Raw genomic sequence first — 14,380 nt, 5'->3', positions numbered from 1 at the left:
GGGCAGCTTCCACTACCTCCTCATCGCCGCCGACCGCGTCTGACCCGGCCGCGGACAGCGCCAGGGCGCGGGGGAAGCCGTCACCGGCTTCCCCCGCGCCCTTGGGGCATCGGCGGCCCCGCACGCGGTCACCCCCGCCGCTCGCCGCGCGGCAGCCGGAACGCCAGCAGCGCCGTTGCGACCAGGGTGAGCCCCACCGCCACGAGGGCCTCGCGCATACCGGTGAGGGAGAAGCCCTCACCGCCGTCCGCCAGCAGCGTGCCGAACAGGGCCACGGCCAACGCGCCACCCGTCTGCCGCAGGGCGTTGAGCAGGCCGGACGCGGTGCCCGCCCGCTCCTCGGGAACGGCGTCCATCAGCAGGGCGGTCAGCGCCGGCACGGCCAGCGCACCGCCCATGCCCGTGGGAACCAGCATCAGCACGACCGCCCACAGCGGAGTGCTGCCGCCGAGCGGCAGCAGCACGAACATGGCCACGGCCAGGATCGCCTGCCCGGAGACGATGACCACACGGTGCCCGAACCGCTCGGTCAGCCGCGGGGAGAGCAGGTTCATCGACGTGATGACCGCTGACAGAGGCACGAACATCAGCCCCGCCGCCGTCCCGGACATGCCCCGCAGCTGCTGCAGGTACAGGCCGAGCAGGAAGACGACGCCGTAGAAACCCGCGTTGATCGCGAAACCGGCCGCCAGCGGCACCGTCACCCGCCCCTGCCGCAGCATGCCCAGCGGAACCATGGGAGCGGCATGCCGCTTCTCCGCGGCCACGAAGGCCAGGCCCCCGACGACCGCCACCACCGCCGCGGCCAGCACCGGAGCGGACGTCCAGCCCCGGTGCCCGCCCTCGATGACCGCGTACGCCAGCCCCGCCAGCGCGGCCACGGCACTGAGCTGTCCCAGCGGGTCCAGCGGCGCGGGACGGCGCGGCGAGGGCGCGGTGCGGGCCAGGAGCAGCAGAATCACCGCACCGACCGGCAGGTTGAGCAGAAAGACGGCACGCCAGTCGGCCACCTCGGTGAGCACACCGCCCAGAACCGGCCCCGCCGCCATGGCGAGCGAACCGCCGACCGTCCACAGGGCGATGGCCCGGGACCGGCGCCGCGCGTCCCCGTACGCCTGCCGGACCAGCGCCAGCGATGCGGGCATGACGACCGCGGCCGCCGCGCCCTGGACGAACCGCGCGCCGACCAGCAGGCCGATGCCCGGCGCCACCGCGCAGCCGAGCGAGGCGAGCGTGAACAGCGCAACGCCCCACGCGTACGCCCGCCGCGCCCCGGCCCGGTCGGCCAGCGCCCCGGCGGACAGCAGCAGGGCCGCGAACATCAGCGTGTACGAGTCGACGACCCACTGCAGTCCGGCCATCCCGCCGTGCAGGGAGGAGCGGATCGCGGGCAGCGCGATGTTGACGGCCGAGACGTCGATGGTGATGACGGTGAAGCCCAGCAGCGAGGCGACGAGCGCCAGGGACGCGGACCGCTGCGGGGCCGCCGCGGGAGCGGGGAAGGGGGCGGCGGGCAGCGCGTCGGGGCGCTGCGGCGACGTGATCGTGGCGGGCGGCATGCGAAGCACCCTTTCTCGGGTCGGGTCGTGGACATCGGCCGGCGTCCACCAGAGTGCGCCGCCCGCGGCCGCGCAGGCAGACCGCGCCGTGCCGGGGTGCGCCGTGCCTGGCCCTGTCACGGCCCCCCACGCACGGCACCCGTCTGGGATCATGGCGGGATGACACACGCCACCGAACTGGGCAGATACCTGCGCGCCCGGCGCGCGCGGATCACCCCCGCAGAGGCGGGGCTGCCCGCCGGAACCGGGATACGCCGCACCCCGGGGCTGCGCCGCGAGGAACTCGCGACGCTCGCCGGGGTGAGCGTGGACTACTACACGCGGCTCGAACGCGGCCGCGAGACCAACCCCTCGCCGGCCGTCATCGAGGCCATCAGCCGCGCCCTGCGCCTGTGCGCCGACGCCCACGAGCGCCTGCAGGACCTCGCCGACCTGGCCTCCGGCCGGCAGGCCCAATCGCGTGGCACCGGGACCACCGAGCAGACCGTACGGGAGTCCGTCCTGCGCATGCTGGAGACCCTGCGCCCGCTGCCCGCGTACGTCGTCACACCCTTCAACGACGTGCTGGCCGGCAACGCGCCCGCGCGGCGGCTCTTTCCCGGCATGTGGGACTGGCCGGCGGAGCAGCGCAATCACACCCGCTATCTCTTCCTCCACCCCGAGGGGCGCACGCTCTACGAGCCGTGGGAGGAAACCGTCGCCAAGTCGGTGGCGCATCTGCGCGCCGTCGGCGGCGCCGACCCGGACGCCCCCCGGCTCGCAGCCCTGGTCGGCGAACTGCTGCTGAAGTCCCCCGACTTCGCCCGGCTGTGGGAGCGCTACGACGTCAAGGAGCGCTCCGGCGGCCCGAAGACCTTCAACCACCCCAAGGCCGGCATGATGACGCTCACCTTCGAGGTGATGAAGCTCGCCGGTACGGGCGGGCAGCGGCTCGTCGTCTACCAGGCCGAGCCGGGCAGCGCCGACGAGGCGGCCATGCTGACCCTCGACCCCGCGGCCCGCACCGGGCGACAGCCCGCCTGATCACGGCAGGGCGCCGCTTCAGCGGCGGTTCCTTCGATCCGTCAGCAGGACATGGGTCTGGGCGCCGGCGGCCATGGCCATGGAGGCGCTGGCCAGCGCCGTGCTCCAGGCGGGGTACTGGTGGTCGCTGAACACCAGCATCAGGAGGAAGGTCAGCAGGGTGACGGCACAGGACCAGGTGACATGGTGCGTGCGGGGCACGGGCATCTCCTTTCTGCGTGAACCCGTTACGGGAGGTGTGGCAGGGCGTCTACCCCCGACACCGTGAGGACCGCGGCAGAACCACCCGTGTGGGTGGGCCGCCCACGGCAGCCCTCACCCGTGCACCTCCTCGGGTTCCCCCAGGTCGTGCAGGATGCGCGAGGCGTCGATGAGCAGCGTGCCGTACACGTGCCAGCGCTCCGAGGCGGCCTGCTGCGGAGAGCGGGCGATGAGCTCCTCGCAGCGACCCATGGCCTCCTGCGTGACCCGCCGGGCGGCGTCCTCGTCCGGCCCGGTACGGCCGGGGGAGTGCACCGCGAGCGCGTCCGCGACCCCGTGCAGCAGGCCGGCATAGGCCGCAAGGAAGTCCTGGGCCGGCCCGTCGGCGTCGACAGCCGCCTGGTGCAGGCCGCGCAGAAGCGAGCGCAGGTGGGCGACGACGCGGTCGAGCACGTCCAGCGACGTCAGGCACGTGCCCAGCCCGGGCGGCCGTCCGGCCCGGCGGCTGCGGGGGTTGAACCTGCGGTTCTCCTCCTCGCCGCGCACGGTGGCCCGCGCCGCGTCGACACGCTCGCCGATCCGGCGGCAGCGCCGCCCCCACCCCCGGACGGATTCCCCCGCGCACCGGCCGTCGCCGAGCGCGTGCGCCATGTCCTCCACCAGCCGCCGCACGTCCCGCCAGACGTCGTCGACCTGCTCCCGGGCGGAGGCCGGGTGGGAGGAGGGGGCGGGCAGGAAGTGGGCCACGAGCCCGCAGCCCACCCCCAGGGCCACCGCCGCGACCATGTGGGTGATGTAGCTCCACCGGCCCAGGCCGGAGGTGAAGACGAACGCGGCGACGACCGGTATCTGGTACCGCTGCCCGCCCAGCGACGAGGTCTTCGCCGCGATCAGGGCGAGCAGCATCACCAGCGCCAGCGTCCACGCGTGCACCCCGGCCGTCGTCCCGAGGACACCGGTCACACCCGCACCGATGACCAGCGCCCCCAGATACCGCAGCGCTTCCCACAGCGACCGGTACACCGTCCGCTGCAGCGCCAGCAGTGCGGTGAAGGGCGCGAAGGCCCGTACCTGCGCGGGCAGCAGCCGGCCGGACAGGTACCAGGCCACCACCGTGGCCGCCACCGCCTTGAGCTGCAGCAGAACGTCGTTGCGCTCCGGGCCGGGCCGGCGGGCGGCCCGCAGGAGGTACGACCACGTCCGTGCGAGGACGCACCGCACGGCGGCCGAACGGGGACGAGCCCGCACCCGTCGCTGCCGCGGGTGCGGGCTCGTCCGCTCACCGGGTCCCCCGGCCGTGCCGGGCCCGGGCCATGGGACGGGCGTCACGCGTGCGAGTGCCGGCCGTGCCCGTGGTGTCGGTGGCTGCGCCCGGCGAACACCCGGTACAGGGCGAGGATGATGACGGAACCGACGACCGCGGCGATCCACGTCGACAGGTGGAAGAAGCCGTTGATCGATTCCACGCCGAACATCACCTTGCCGAGGAAGCCGCCCAGCAGCCCCCCGACGATGCCGATCAGCATCGTCACCAGCACGCCTCCGGGATCCTTGCCGGGCATGAGGGCTTTGGCGATCGCTCCGGCGAGCAGGCCGATGATGATCCAGGCGAGGATGCTCATGGTGCGTGTCCCTCCTTCATCAGTGACTGATGAGGCGCTTAACCTGCTGCTTCGCCCTCAAACCGGCCGGCCCCGCCGAACATGTGCCCGCACTGCAGCCGGGCTCAGCCCACCGGCCGGCTCTCCTGCGCCCACGCCGCCAGCAGCCGCAGCGCCGTCTGGGACGGAGAGCCTTCCTCCACCGTGTGGGCCACCAGCGCCTGGTCCGGATCGTCGGGCAGCCGCAGCGTCTCGAACCCGAGATCGAGTTCCCCGACGACCGGGTGCCGGTAGACGTACCGCCCGTGCGTCTTGTCCTTCAGCCGGTGCTCCGCCCACGCCGTGCGGAACTCCGGGCTGCCCGCGGAGAGTTCCTCGAGCAGCGCTGCCGTGTGCGGATCGTCCGGATGACGTCCTGCATCGAGCCGGAGGTAGGCGGCCACATCGCTCGCCTTGCCGCGCCAGTCGGCGTACAGGCTGCGCATCCCCTCGTCCAGGAACACCAGACGCGCCAGGTTCCGCTGCCGGGGCGGCAGCGCGCCGAAGTCGGTGATCAGCGCCGCCGCGAGCCGGTTCCACGCCAGGACGTCGGTGTTCCGGCCGACCACGTACGCCGGTACGTCGCCCGCCGACTCCAGCAACCGGCGCAGCCCCGGCCGCACCTGCTGCGACGGCGGCGGCCCGTCGGTACGGTCCGCCTCCGACCACGGCCGGGCCAGCCGGTACAAATGCTCGCGCTCCACCGTGTTCAGGCGCAGGGCACGGGCGACCGCGTCCAGCACCGCCTCGGAGAAGTGCAGGGTGCGCCCCTGCTCCAGGCGCACGTAGTGGTCCACGCTCACCCCGGCCAACCGGGCCAGCTCCTCCCGGCGCAGCCCCGGCACACGCCGCCGGCCGCCGTAGTCCGGCAGGCCCAGCTCCTCGGGGCGCAACCGCGCCCGGCGGGACCGGAGGAACTCGCCCAGTTCTGCGCGTCTGTCCAAAACCATGCGGCAAGTATCCCCATCCCCTTGCTCCCGCGGCCCTCCCGTGCCTGGTCATGCCGTGCCCAGGCACCGGCTGCCACTGGGTGGGCCGCCGCCGGGCGACCAAAGTGGTGGTCACCGGAACGGATCCGGCCCCGCACACCGACTCGCGAAGGAAGCACCCCGTCATGGCGACCACTCACCTGCCCACCCGCCCCCTCGGCACCACCGGCATGGACATCACCCGCACCGGCCTCGGCTCCTGGGCGGTGTCCGGCTCCGGCTGGTTCTTCGGCTGGGGCGACACCGACGACACCGAATCGATCACCGCCATCCGGCACGCCCTCGACGCGGGCGTCAACTGGATCGACACCGCCGCCGTCTACGGCCTCGGCCACTCCGAGGAACTGATCGGCAAGGCCGTCGCCCACCTGCCCGAGGCCGACCGCCCCTACCTCTTCACCAAGGTCGGCCTGGTCTGGGACCCGGACAACCCGCAGGCCGCGCCCCGCCGGATCATGAAGCCGGCCAGCGTCCGCCGCGAGGTCGAGGACTCGCTGCGCCGGCTGGGCGTCGAGCGCATCGACCTGTACCAGGTGCACTGGCCCGACACCGGCGAGTCCCTGGAGTACGTGGGCGACGGCAGCGGCGCCGTCTCCCCGAACGCCACCCCGCTGGAGGAGTACTGGCAGGTCATGGCCGACCTCAAGGCCGAGGGCAAGGTCCGGGCCATCGGCCTGTCCAACCACACGCCCGAGCAACTGGCCGCCGCCGAACGCATCGCCCACGTCGACGTCGTCCAGCCGCCCTTCTCGGCCATCAACCGCTGCGCCGCGGACGAGATCGCCTGGGCCCGCGCCCACGACACGGGCGTGATCACCTACTCCCCGCTGCAGTCCGGCCTGCTCACCGGCACCTTCTCCGCCGAGCGCGTCGCCGGCCTGCCCGCCGACGACTGGCGCGTCGCCCACCGGGACTTCACCACCGGCCTGACCGCCAACCTCCACCTGGCGAACGCACTGCGCCCCGTCGCCGCCCGGCACGGCGCCACCGTCGCCGAGGTGGCCATCGCCTGGGTGCTGGCCTGGCCCGGCATCACCGGAGCCATCGTCGGCGCCCGCAAGCCCGGCCAGGTCGACGGCTGGATCGGGGCCGGCTCGGTGCAGCTGACGCCAAAGGACCTGGAGGAGATCGCCACCGCCATCACCACGTCCGGCGCCGGCGCCGGCCCCGCCCGCCCCTGAACCCGCCCCCACCGCACCAGGAGATCACCCCACCATGTCCCTCACCGTCGTCGCCGAATGCCTGGCCGCCCCCGGCCGGGAGGACCGCCTGCGCACCGCCCTGGAAGCGATGATCGAGCCGTCCCTGGAAGAACCCGGCTGCCTCGCCTACCGCCCCTACACCGACCCCAACGACAGCGCCCGCATGGTGATCGTCGAGGAGTGGACGGACTCCCGGGCCCTCGCCGACCACTTCACCACCCCCCACTTCCACCACGTCCGGCACGTACTGGACCGGGTCCTCGCCGAACCGATGACCATCCGCACACTGATCGCCGCTCCCACCGACTGACACCCGCCGACCGACCCGCCGGCCGGGCACGCTGCGCCGTGCCCGGCCGGCCGGTCGGCGCTCAGCGCAGCTCGCGGATGCCGTACACCAGGCAGACCGCCCCGATTCCTCCGGTGACCAGCGCCCCCAGGACGGCGCCGATCTGTCCCCGGTCCATCGTCACGGTGAGCGCGGCGGCCACGAGGAACAGCACTCCCAGGCCGACGAGCAGCTGTCCCGCCCCGCTGCCGCCGTCCACGGAGCCCACCGGGGCGCCAACCGTCACCGTCACCGACTCGACCACCCCGTCCGGATTGCGCACCGGCACCGTCACCTCCTGACGGCCCTTGCCCCGCGGCTGGTAGACCTGCCCGCTGTGCCGCTCCAGAACCTCGGCATCACCCACCGACTGCGCGGTCGTGGTGCCCTCGTAGTCGCCGCTCAACTCGCGCAGCTCCGCCAGCATCGCGCGCCGGGCGGCCTCCGGGCTGCCGAAGCTGTGCCGGGAGCCGACTGCCTTTGCCGAGTCCTTGCCGTGACCGAAGTGCATGACTGTTACGTACGCCCATTTCGCCATGCCCGACAGAGTAGGCACCCGCGGTCAGGCACGGCAGCGCAGCATCTCCAGCGGGGGATTGGCCCGCAGGTCCGCCCAGAAGTCCACGCCGAACCTCCGCACGCCCGCATCGGACACCTGCAGCGGAACCCACGTCACGTCCTCGAACCCGGCGGCCCTCAGGCACCGCTCGTACACCTCCCGGCGCGGGCAGGTGCTGACGAAGGAGATCGGCGGATCGAGCAGTGCCGTGACCCTGATGCGCGGCCCGGCCTCGGCCTGTCCGCCGGCCGGCTCGCACAGGAAGCCGTACGCGGCCATGGACGGCCCGTCGAAGCAGTACTCGGGCCTCTGCAGCAGCACGAAGAACTCGCCTCCGGAGACCAGGCTGCGATGCACATTGCGGCACATCCGCTCCATGGCGGCGACGTCCTCCGCGTAGCCCAGGAGCTGCACCGCCGTCGCGACGTCGAAGCGCCGCCCCAGCGGGCGGAGCGCGGCCACGTCGCCCACCTCGTAGCGCACCCCCAGCGGGTCGCGCTCCTCCCGCTCCCGTGCCGCGGCGACCATGACACCGGAGATGTCGACGCCGAGCACCTCCGCGGCACCGCGCCGCTTGAACTCCCGGCTGTAGAACCCCGTACCGCTGGCCAGGTCCAGGACCGACTTGCCGCGCACGTCCCCCACCATGGCCAGGAAGCCGGGCACCTCCACGTAGCGCGCCAGCGGCAAGGACTTGAAGCCCTCGAACGCGTCACCGATCTCGTCGTACTGCTGCACACCCACTGCCGCCGTCCTCCCCTGCTCCCGGCACGCCGAAGCCTTGGGTGGGCAGTCTCCCCGCGCCCCGGCGCAGGCCCGTACTGGCAGAAGCCACAAAGATGCGAACCCCCGCGCATCGCATCACCCACGTGCGCGTTTAAGCTGTGCTTCTTTCTCGAACAGGGGGACATGCAGAACATGGGTGGCTGGGTATGGATGGTGATCCCCGTGGTCATCGTCGGCGGTGGTTGGGTCCGCGACAGCGTCCGGGACGCCTTGAAGAACCGGCACGAGCGCAAGATGGAGCTGCTCCGGGTGACCGAGCGCCAGCAGCTCGCGCTGGAGGCCGCGAACCGTCCCCCGGAGCCCGTGTGCGGCTGCACCCATCACCTGGCCAAGCACGACAAGCAGGGCACGTGCCACGAGATGGTCGACGCCCCCACCGCCTGGGACGCCGAGCGCAAGCCGGTGCAGTACGAGGCCCGACGGTGCAACTGCCAGCAGTACGTGGGCCCCGAACCGCTGGGAACCGTCTTCGCCCCCGAGCTCACCGACCTGCACTGAGCCCGGCCCGAAGAGTTCGCGGCCACCCTCGTGCCGTCGCCCTCGGCTCGATCGTCGCCCCCGCCCGGTCGGTCGGCGGGGGCGCGTCGGGGCGTCAGATCATCAGGAGCAGGCGGGTGTGGGGTACGAGCTTGCGATTGACGCTGGTGCTCTGCACGAAGATGGTGAAGTCGTCGTTGTGGTCGGGCTTGACGCGGACCTCGGTGTCGGGCAGGCCGAGCAGGGTCCGTGCCTGCGGGCCGGTGTAGACCCGGTCCGTCTTCTTCTCCAGCACCGCGATCTGTTTCTGCGCCTGGATCTTCTCGGACTTGCTCAGCTGGTAGAAAGCGCAGCCGGTGCGGTAGGTGTGGCCGCATTCGATGACCCATTCCCGGATCGCTGCTTCGCGGGCCACCGGGACGAGCTGGTATTCCGAGGGATTGATCGGCGTGAGGCCGGCTGCCTGGATGGTGTCCTTGTTGACCGCATCGGCACCCGTGGAGAACACCGCCCGGGATCCGCGAATTCCCTTGGTGCGGCCCACCATAAAGTTCTCGGTGGCCTGCCGGATGACCTGCCCGGCCTCTTCCAGCCCCTGGGTACTGGTGGCGTCCCAGATGGCGATGTTGTCCTTCGGGAAGCCGCACTGCATGGCTTCGCGCTTACCCATCTGATCCGGGACGAGAACGGCCAGTGTCCAGTTGTCCTGCTGCGTGGCCATCATCGTGGCCACGCCCTGCACCAGCTCCCGCGTGTCCTTGGCGGGGACGTCCGGGCAACGGTGACTTGCGTTCTCCTGCCCGTCGGTCAGGACGAACGTCAGGAAGCTGTGGTCACCGTAGAGCTGAGCCGTCTGCGCCAGCTCCCGCTGCGACTTGAGCGTGGCCGCCAGCAGCGCCGTCATTCCCCCGACCCGGTACAGCTGCTTCAGGGACGGCATGCGCAGCACGTCCTTGTCGTAAATGACGCATTCCACCTTGTCCGCGAAGACATACACCGTCACACGGGTTTCCTGGTCCAGCTCCTGCGACCGGCGGGCCAGGTACGCGATCTGCTGGTCGGCGACTTCGACGACTTTCTGGCTGAGGTGCGACATGGATGAACTGGCATCCAGCACAAGGGCAACGTGGTTGATGTAGTTCTGGTTTCCGGACATGGCCGTTCCCCCTCTTTCTGACTCGGTGCCCTCACCTTCTCACCCACCACTGACAATCGCCCCGGACCCCGGTCCGACCGCGGTGGTGGGCAGCGACTGTGAGGGTGGCACCACCGGTCAGACGGTCGGCAGCCTGCGGCTGTAGACCTTGCCGGTCTCGTTGAAGAGCGCCGTGGTGCCGAGGCTGTTGACGAGGAGGGAGACGGGCGTCCAGGAGATGCCCGCCATGTCGATCCGTTCCGTCCGGCCGGTCCACATGTCGCGCCGGAAGATGTCCGTGGCCTGGTTGGTGTCACCGGGCACCAGGTTGTCGGCGTCCGAGGCGAAGACGACCCAGCGGCTGTCGGCCGTCATGGTGCCGCCGTAGGAGCCGCCGGTGGTTCGGGTGCCCGGCAGCGGGCGGCAGGCCGCCGTGGTCGTGCCCCGCCACAAGTCGCGGACGTAGAGCTCGTCGTGGGAGGAGTTCGGGTCCGTTCCGTGGGGTTCGGGCGTCCTGAAGAGCGCGTACCGTCCGTCGGGGCTCAGGCTTGCGCCGAGGAGCGCTTCGCGCGGCGCGCCGGCGGGGTCGACGCTCGCCCTCTGGATCCGGCCGGTGTGCGCGTTCCACACGTAGAACTGGGGTGTCCTGCGCGGCCGGGGCGGCTTGGTGGCGCTGGCGGCGGGGGACTGGGTGCGGGGCAGGAGGTTGGTGGCCGTCGAGCGGAAGCCGATGGTGGAGCCGTCCGCACTGATGACGGGATTGTCGGAGCCGTGGTCGGCCGGGGAGCCGTCCGGGGCGGTCGTGATCAGCCGGGTGGTGCCCTTGCGGCGGTCGGTGACGTGGATGCCGCTGCCCTCGCGCGAGGCGTACGCCACGTACCGGCCGTTCCCGCTGATGGTGGGGCTCTCGAAGTCCTCGGCGCCGGTGCTGATCCGCTGGGTGTGTCCGCTCCGGCGGTCCCGGACGAAGATCTGCCAGTTGCTGCTGCCCGGGGCGACGGAGCTGAACGCCACGTACCGCCCGTCGCCGCTGATGGCCGCTTCGCCCGCCCCCAGCGGCGTACCGTCGTCGCCGAGGCTGACGCGCTCGATGCGCCCGGTGCGCAGGTCCCGGACGAACGCGTCGTAATTGAGGTCGGTGTCGTCGGGCACCAGATTCGACGCCACCGAGACGAAGAGGGCGTACCTGCCGTCCGCGCTCATCCCGGACGCCTCCGACCAGCCGTTGGGCTGTGCACCGTCGAGGCCGAGGTCCACCTGGACGATGCCGTGCCGGCCCGGCTCCGCCGCCCGGGCCGGTAACGCCGCCCCTGAAAAGAGGACGGCGGTCGCGAACCCGCAGACCCCCCGTACCGCCCACCGTCCTGCGCGCCCACCATGGATCCGTCTCACCGTGATCAGTCCTCCCCTGTTGTCGAGCCGGCCCGCATCCGGCGCCCGTGCCGGCGGACCAGGGAGAGCCAACTGGCGGTCGGGGCACCGCGTCAACGCTCGTGTTCGGCCAACTCGGCCCTTTTGTCGCGGTAATCATCCCTATGCGGTGCGTAAGCAGACCGTCCGTCCGGTAGGCACGAAAGGCGGGTCACCAGCATCGCAGCGTCCATACCGCCTCGCCAGCCAGCGAGTTGACCTCCTGAGCGCCTCCTGCTTTGAGCCATCGGAGACGCCGGAGAACTTTGAAGCTTCTAGGATCGAACCTCCATACGTACGGCCCGTCCCGTTTTCGAACCCTGTGGAGAGCCCCCGATGGAGAAGCAATGAGTGCTGCCCCGCCGGCCCCCGGCACGGACCGGGCACAGCTGGTCGAGGTGGCTGCAGCCGACCTCCCGCGTCTCGCCCCACTCTTCGACCCCGACCATCCCAACCTGGCCTTCGCCCACGCGGTCATCGACGGAGCCATTCCCGGCAGGGCCTGGGCGCAGTTCCACAACGGCGCCCCGGTCAGCTGCCTGATCGCCACCACGGCACCGTTCTGCCTTGCCGCCGGAACCCTGACCCCTGCCTTCTTCACGGAGGCCGCGGCGCTGCTCGCCGGGCACGGCGACGTGCAGCTCGTCCATCCACCGGACCCCGAGGCCGGAGCCTGGGCCGAGCAGGCCGGCTTCACCACGCAGCGGCGGCTGCACTTCACCCACACCCCCCTCGGCTTCAGCGCCCCCCGGCCGGTCGTCCCCGACGGCTACGCCTTGGTGCGGATCGACGCGGAGACCTTCTCCCGCCTCGATTCCCCGATGGCGCGCAGCATTTTCGGCACGGGCGCCCGGTACGCCGACCGTGCGGCCGGCTTCGCCCTGGTCAAGGACGGCCGGGTGGCGGCGGACGCGCACGGTGTCATCGGCGGCGGGCTGATCGAGCTCGGCATCCACACCCACCCCGACCACCGCCGCAAGGGCCTTGCGTTCGTGGTCCTCGCCGCTGTCAGCCGCTGGGGCAGCGGGCGGGGCCTGCGGTCCGTCATGACGTGTCAGGCGGAGAAGACACCGAGCATCGCGCTGGCCCGGAAGCTCGGCCTGACCGAGGAATTCTCCTACCCGATAGCGAAAGCCACATGCTGAAACCCTTGTTACCCGAGGCCATTTCCCCCGCCTCGGTACGGCGCGTGCGCGAACTCATCGGCCCGCACATCCGCCGTACGCCGCTGCTGCGGGCGAAGGCACCGAGCCCGGTGGACATCCACCTGAAGTGCGAAAACCTGCAGATCACCCACTCGTTCAAAGCCCGAGGCGCGCTCAGCGCGCTGCACGCCTACCGGCGGTTCCGCCCGGAGGTGTGGACCCGCATCGTCCGCGACGGCATCGTGACCGGCAGCTCGGGCAACTTCGCACAGGGCCTCGCACACGTGACCTCGCAGCTGGATCTGGCGTACACGGTGGTGGTGCCGGATTCGATTCCGGAGGCGAAACGGTCGCAGATCCTGGCGTACAACCCCAGGACCCGGATCGTCGAGGTCGCCTACCCGACCTGGCGCCGCACCATGGTCTCCGCCTCCTTCCCCGAGCTGCCGGGCTTCTTCCTCTCCTCGGAGAGCGACCCGTACGTCTCGCTGGGCATCGCCACGATCGGGATGGAGATCCAGGACGACCTGCCGGACGTGGACGCGGTCCTGGTGCCCTACGGCGGCGGAAACCTCGCCTACAGCCTGGCGACCTACCTCGAGGTCCCCGTCTACGCCGTCGAGATCAGCACCGGCGCGCCCCTGTCCGCATCGCTGCGCGCGGGCCGCCCCACGGATGTGCCGTACGAGCGCTCGTTCGTGGACGGCATCGGCGCGAGTTTCGTCATCCCGGCCCAGTTCGAGCGGCTGAAGGACAAGCTGGCCGGGGTGTTCACGGTGACTCCACAGGAGATCGCCGAGGCCCTGTCGTCGCTCGCCTTCGCCGACAAGATCGTCTGCGAGGGTGCCGGAGCCGCGGCGTACGCAGCCGCCCTGAAGCACTCCTCCGCGTACGGCTGGCGCAGCCCCGTAGCCGTCGTCAGCGGCGGCGTCATCGACCCCGACGTCCTGCTGCACACCCTGACCACCACCGGTCGGCCCCTCACCCCGTCCATGTCACCTTGTGGAGCGATCTCATCATGAGCACAACCCTGCCCGTCATCGAGCCGGTGAGCCCCGCGATCGGGGCCCGGGTCACGGGTCTCGACCTGTCGCAGGAGCTGTCGAACGAGGCGTGGAAGACGGTCCTCGACGCCTTCCACCAGCACAACGTGCTGGTCTTCCCGGGACAGGACATCTCGGTCGAGCAACACAAGGCGTTCACCGCGCGCTTCGGGCCGCTGCTGACGCACAGCCACTTACTGCCGATGACCATCGAGGGGCACCCCGAGGTGATGGTGCTCCACAACAACGAGCAGAAGCCGCCGGGGCTGAACGACTGGCACACCGACAACAGCGGTTGGGCCGAACCCCCGCTCGGCACCTCCCTCTACGCCAGGATCACGCCCAAGGTCGGTGGGGACACCCTCTACGGCAACATGTACCTGGCGTACGAGGCGCTGTCGGCACCCATGCAGGAGCTGCTCCTGCAGCTGACCGCGACCCACGACGTGCGCAAGGCGTTCGGCCCGGACTACGCCAACCTGCAGAAGTCCCTGCGCAAGAAGGGCATCGACCCGAACCAGCAGTTCGCCGACCAGGACCCGATGGAGCACCCGCTGATCCGCACGCACCCCGAGACGGGGCGCCGGGCCCTGTACATCTCGAACCCGTACGTGACGCGGATCAACGGCGTGACCGAGTCCGAGAGCCGGGCGCTGCTGGCCTTCCTCTGCCGCCACATCGAGACCAACGAACTGATCTACCGCCACCGTTGGACCCAGGGCGACCTGGTGATCTGGGACAACCGCTGCACCCAGCACCTCGCGGTCGCGGACTACTTCCCCGACGAGCGTCTGATGCACCGCATCAACATCGCGGGAGAGAAGCCCTTCCTCAAGCTCTGACCGCATCCCCTCAACCCACCGCGTCGCGCCCCGGCCTGCGA

Annotated in this window: 16 protein-coding genes; 7 read left to right on the top strand and 9 right to left on the bottom strand. The window is 71.3% G+C overall.

Going from position 1 to position 14,380, the window contains the following annotated elements:
- Window positions 1-128: 128 nt before the first annotated feature.
- Window positions 129-1,559 carry an MFS transporter gene (locus tag AC27L3_RS27565; RefSeq protein ID WP_487236784.1) on the bottom strand — a complete coding sequence of 477 codons (1,431 nt, stop codon included), beginning with the start codon at window positions 1,557-1,559 and terminating at the stop codon, window positions 129-131.
- A 159-nt stretch (window positions 1,560-1,718) separates the two neighbouring features.
- Between AC27L3_RS27565 and AC27L3_RS27560 the strand changes: the two genes are divergently transcribed.
- The gene (locus tag AC27L3_RS27560) at window positions 1,719-2,582 is read left to right on the top strand and encodes a helix-turn-helix domain-containing protein (protein ID WP_487236783.1); all 864 of its coding nucleotides are present in this window, start codon (window positions 1,719-1,721) and stop codon (window positions 2,580-2,582) included.
- Between the two features lie 18 nt (window positions 2,583-2,600).
- On the opposite strand, the gene AC27L3_RS27555 is transcribed toward AC27L3_RS27560, so the two are convergent.
- The 4 genes from AC27L3_RS27555 to AC27L3_RS27540 all read right to left on the bottom strand — a co-directional run bounded on the left by AC27L3_RS27555 (window position 2,601) and on the right by AC27L3_RS27540 (window position 5,373).
- On the bottom strand, window positions 2,601-2,783 hold the full coding sequence (locus tag AC27L3_RS27555) for a hypothetical protein (RefSeq protein ID WP_487236782.1): 183 nt from the start codon (window positions 2,781-2,783) through the stop codon (window positions 2,601-2,603).
- A 114-nt stretch (window positions 2,784-2,897) separates the two neighbouring features.
- A complete protein-coding gene (locus tag AC27L3_RS27550; protein ID WP_487236781.1) occupies window positions 2,898-4,004 on the bottom strand; it encodes an FUSC family protein in 1,107 nt (368 codons plus the stop codon).
- Window positions 4,005-4,108: 104 nt separating this feature from the next.
- The gene (locus AC27L3_RS27545; protein ID WP_487236780.1) at window positions 4,109-4,405 is read right to left on the bottom strand and encodes a GlsB/YeaQ/YmgE family stress response membrane protein; all 297 of its coding nucleotides are present in this window, start codon (window positions 4,403-4,405) and stop codon (window positions 4,109-4,111) included.
- A 104-nt stretch (window positions 4,406-4,509) separates the two neighbouring features.
- Window positions 4,510-5,373 carry a helix-turn-helix transcriptional regulator gene (locus AC27L3_RS27540; protein ID WP_487236779.1) on the bottom strand — a complete coding sequence of 288 codons (864 nt, stop codon included), beginning with the start codon at window positions 5,371-5,373 and terminating at the stop codon, window positions 4,510-4,512.
- Window positions 5,374-5,537: 164 nt separating this feature from the next.
- Between AC27L3_RS27540 and AC27L3_RS27535 the strand changes: the two genes are divergently transcribed.
- Together AC27L3_RS27535 and AC27L3_RS27530 are read left to right on the top strand one after the other, a co-directional pair.
- Window positions 5,538-6,593 carry an aldo/keto reductase gene (locus AC27L3_RS27535; RefSeq protein ID WP_487236778.1) on the top strand — a complete coding sequence of 352 codons (1,056 nt, stop codon included), beginning with the start codon at window positions 5,538-5,540 and terminating at the stop codon, window positions 6,591-6,593.
- A 34-nt stretch (window positions 6,594-6,627) separates the two neighbouring features.
- Window positions 6,628-6,924, top strand: a complete 297-nt coding sequence (locus tag AC27L3_RS27530; RefSeq protein WP_487236777.1) for a putative quinol monooxygenase — start codon at window positions 6,628-6,630, stop codon at window positions 6,922-6,924.
- Between the two features lie 61 nt (window positions 6,925-6,985).
- Here AC27L3_RS27530 and AC27L3_RS27525 read toward each other — a convergent pair whose 3' ends face one another.
- Both AC27L3_RS27525 and AC27L3_RS27520 read right to left on the bottom strand, forming a co-directional pair.
- A complete protein-coding gene (locus AC27L3_RS27525; protein WP_487236776.1) occupies window positions 6,986-7,480 on the bottom strand; it encodes a hypothetical protein in 495 nt (164 codons plus the stop codon).
- Window positions 7,481-7,504: 24 nt separating this feature from the next.
- Complete coding sequence (locus tag AC27L3_RS27520; protein WP_487236775.1) at window positions 7,505-8,245, bottom strand: class I SAM-dependent methyltransferase; 741 nt, start codon at window positions 8,243-8,245, stop codon at window positions 7,505-7,507.
- A gap of 174 nt (window positions 8,246-8,419) precedes the next feature.
- Between AC27L3_RS27520 and AC27L3_RS27515 the strand changes: the two genes are divergently transcribed.
- The gene (locus tag AC27L3_RS27515; protein ID WP_487236785.1) at window positions 8,420-8,785 is read left to right on the top strand and encodes a hypothetical protein; all 366 of its coding nucleotides are present in this window, start codon (window positions 8,420-8,422) and stop codon (window positions 8,783-8,785) included.
- A gap of 94 nt (window positions 8,786-8,879) precedes the next feature.
- Here AC27L3_RS27515 and AC27L3_RS27510 read toward each other — a convergent pair whose 3' ends face one another.
- Window positions 8,880-9,920 carry a vWA domain-containing protein gene (locus AC27L3_RS27510; protein ID WP_487236774.1) on the bottom strand — a complete coding sequence of 347 codons (1,041 nt, stop codon included), beginning with the start codon at window positions 9,918-9,920 and terminating at the stop codon, window positions 8,880-8,882.
- A gap of 117 nt (window positions 9,921-10,037) precedes the next feature.
- Entirely contained in the window at window positions 10,038-11,156 is a 1,119-nt protein-coding gene (locus tag AC27L3_RS27505) for a TolB family protein (protein WP_487236773.1), read from the bottom strand.
- Between the two features lie 500 nt (window positions 11,157-11,656).
- Between AC27L3_RS27505 and AC27L3_RS27500 the strand changes: the two genes are divergently transcribed.
- Genes AC27L3_RS27500 through AC27L3_RS27490 form a run of 3 tightly spaced genes read left to right on the top strand, consistent with a single transcriptional unit; the run spans window position 11,657 to window position 14,339 of the window.
- On the top strand, window positions 11,657-12,454 hold the full coding sequence (locus AC27L3_RS27500; RefSeq protein WP_487236772.1) for a GNAT family N-acetyltransferase: 798 nt from the start codon (window positions 11,657-11,659) through the stop codon (window positions 12,452-12,454).
- The gene (locus AC27L3_RS27495; protein WP_487236771.1) at window positions 12,448-13,476 is read left to right on the top strand and encodes a pyridoxal-phosphate dependent enzyme; all 1,029 of its coding nucleotides are present in this window, start codon (window positions 12,448-12,450) and stop codon (window positions 13,474-13,476) included. The genes AC27L3_RS27500 and AC27L3_RS27495 overlap by 7 nt, the downstream gene beginning before the upstream one ends.
- On the top strand, window positions 13,473-14,339 hold the full coding sequence (locus AC27L3_RS27490) for a TauD/TfdA dioxygenase family protein (RefSeq protein ID WP_487236770.1): 867 nt from the start codon (window positions 13,473-13,475) through the stop codon (window positions 14,337-14,339). Before AC27L3_RS27495 ends, AC27L3_RS27490 begins: the two co-directional genes overlap by 4 nt.
- The last annotated feature ends 41 nt before the right edge of the window (window positions 14,340-14,380 follow it).

It is taken from the genome of Streptomyces sp. PKA51, from assembly GCF_057552455.1.
Note: the sequence above shows the minus strand (reverse complement) of the source record. Positions and strands in the feature narration are given on the sequence as shown.

Coding starts and splice junctions, on each gene's coding strand:
- AC27L3_RS27515 (WP_487236785.1), top strand. CDS start 8,420: ATGGGTGGCTGGGTATGGATGGTGATCCCCGTGGTCATCGTCGGCGGT.
- AC27L3_RS27530 (WP_487236777.1), top strand. CDS start 6,628: ATGTCCCTCACCGTCGTCGCCGAATGCCTGGCCGCCCCCGGCCGGGAG.
- AC27L3_RS27545 (WP_487236780.1), bottom strand. CDS start 4,405: ATGAGCATCCTCGCCTGGATCATCATCGGCCTGCTCGCCGGAGCGATC.
- AC27L3_RS27500 (WP_487236772.1), top strand. CDS start 11,657: ATGAGTGCTGCCCCGCCGGCCCCCGGCACGGACCGGGCACAGCTGGTC.
- AC27L3_RS27510 (WP_487236774.1), bottom strand. CDS start 9,920: ATGTCCGGAAACCAGAACTACATCAACCACGTTGCCCTTGTGCTGGAT.
- AC27L3_RS27535 (WP_487236778.1), top strand. CDS start 5,538: ATGGCGACCACTCACCTGCCCACCCGCCCCCTCGGCACCACCGGCATG.
- AC27L3_RS27490 (WP_487236770.1), top strand. CDS start 13,473: ATGAGCACAACCCTGCCCGTCATCGAGCCGGTGAGCCCCGCGATCGGG.
- AC27L3_RS27560 (WP_487236783.1), top strand. CDS start 1,719: ATGACACACGCCACCGAACTGGGCAGATACCTGCGCGCCCGGCGCGCG.
- AC27L3_RS27540 (WP_487236779.1), bottom strand. CDS start 5,373: ATGGTTTTGGACAGACGCGCAGAACTGGGCGAGTTCCTCCGGTCCCGC.
- AC27L3_RS27565 (WP_487236784.1), bottom strand. CDS start 1,559: ATGCCGCCCGCCACGATCACGTCGCCGCAGCGCCCCGACGCGCTGCCC.
- AC27L3_RS27495 (WP_487236771.1), top strand. CDS start 12,448: ATGCTGAAACCCTTGTTACCCGAGGCCATTTCCCCCGCCTCGGTACGG.
- AC27L3_RS27525 (WP_487236776.1), bottom strand. CDS start 7,480: ATGGCGAAATGGGCGTACGTAACAGTCATGCACTTCGGTCACGGCAAG.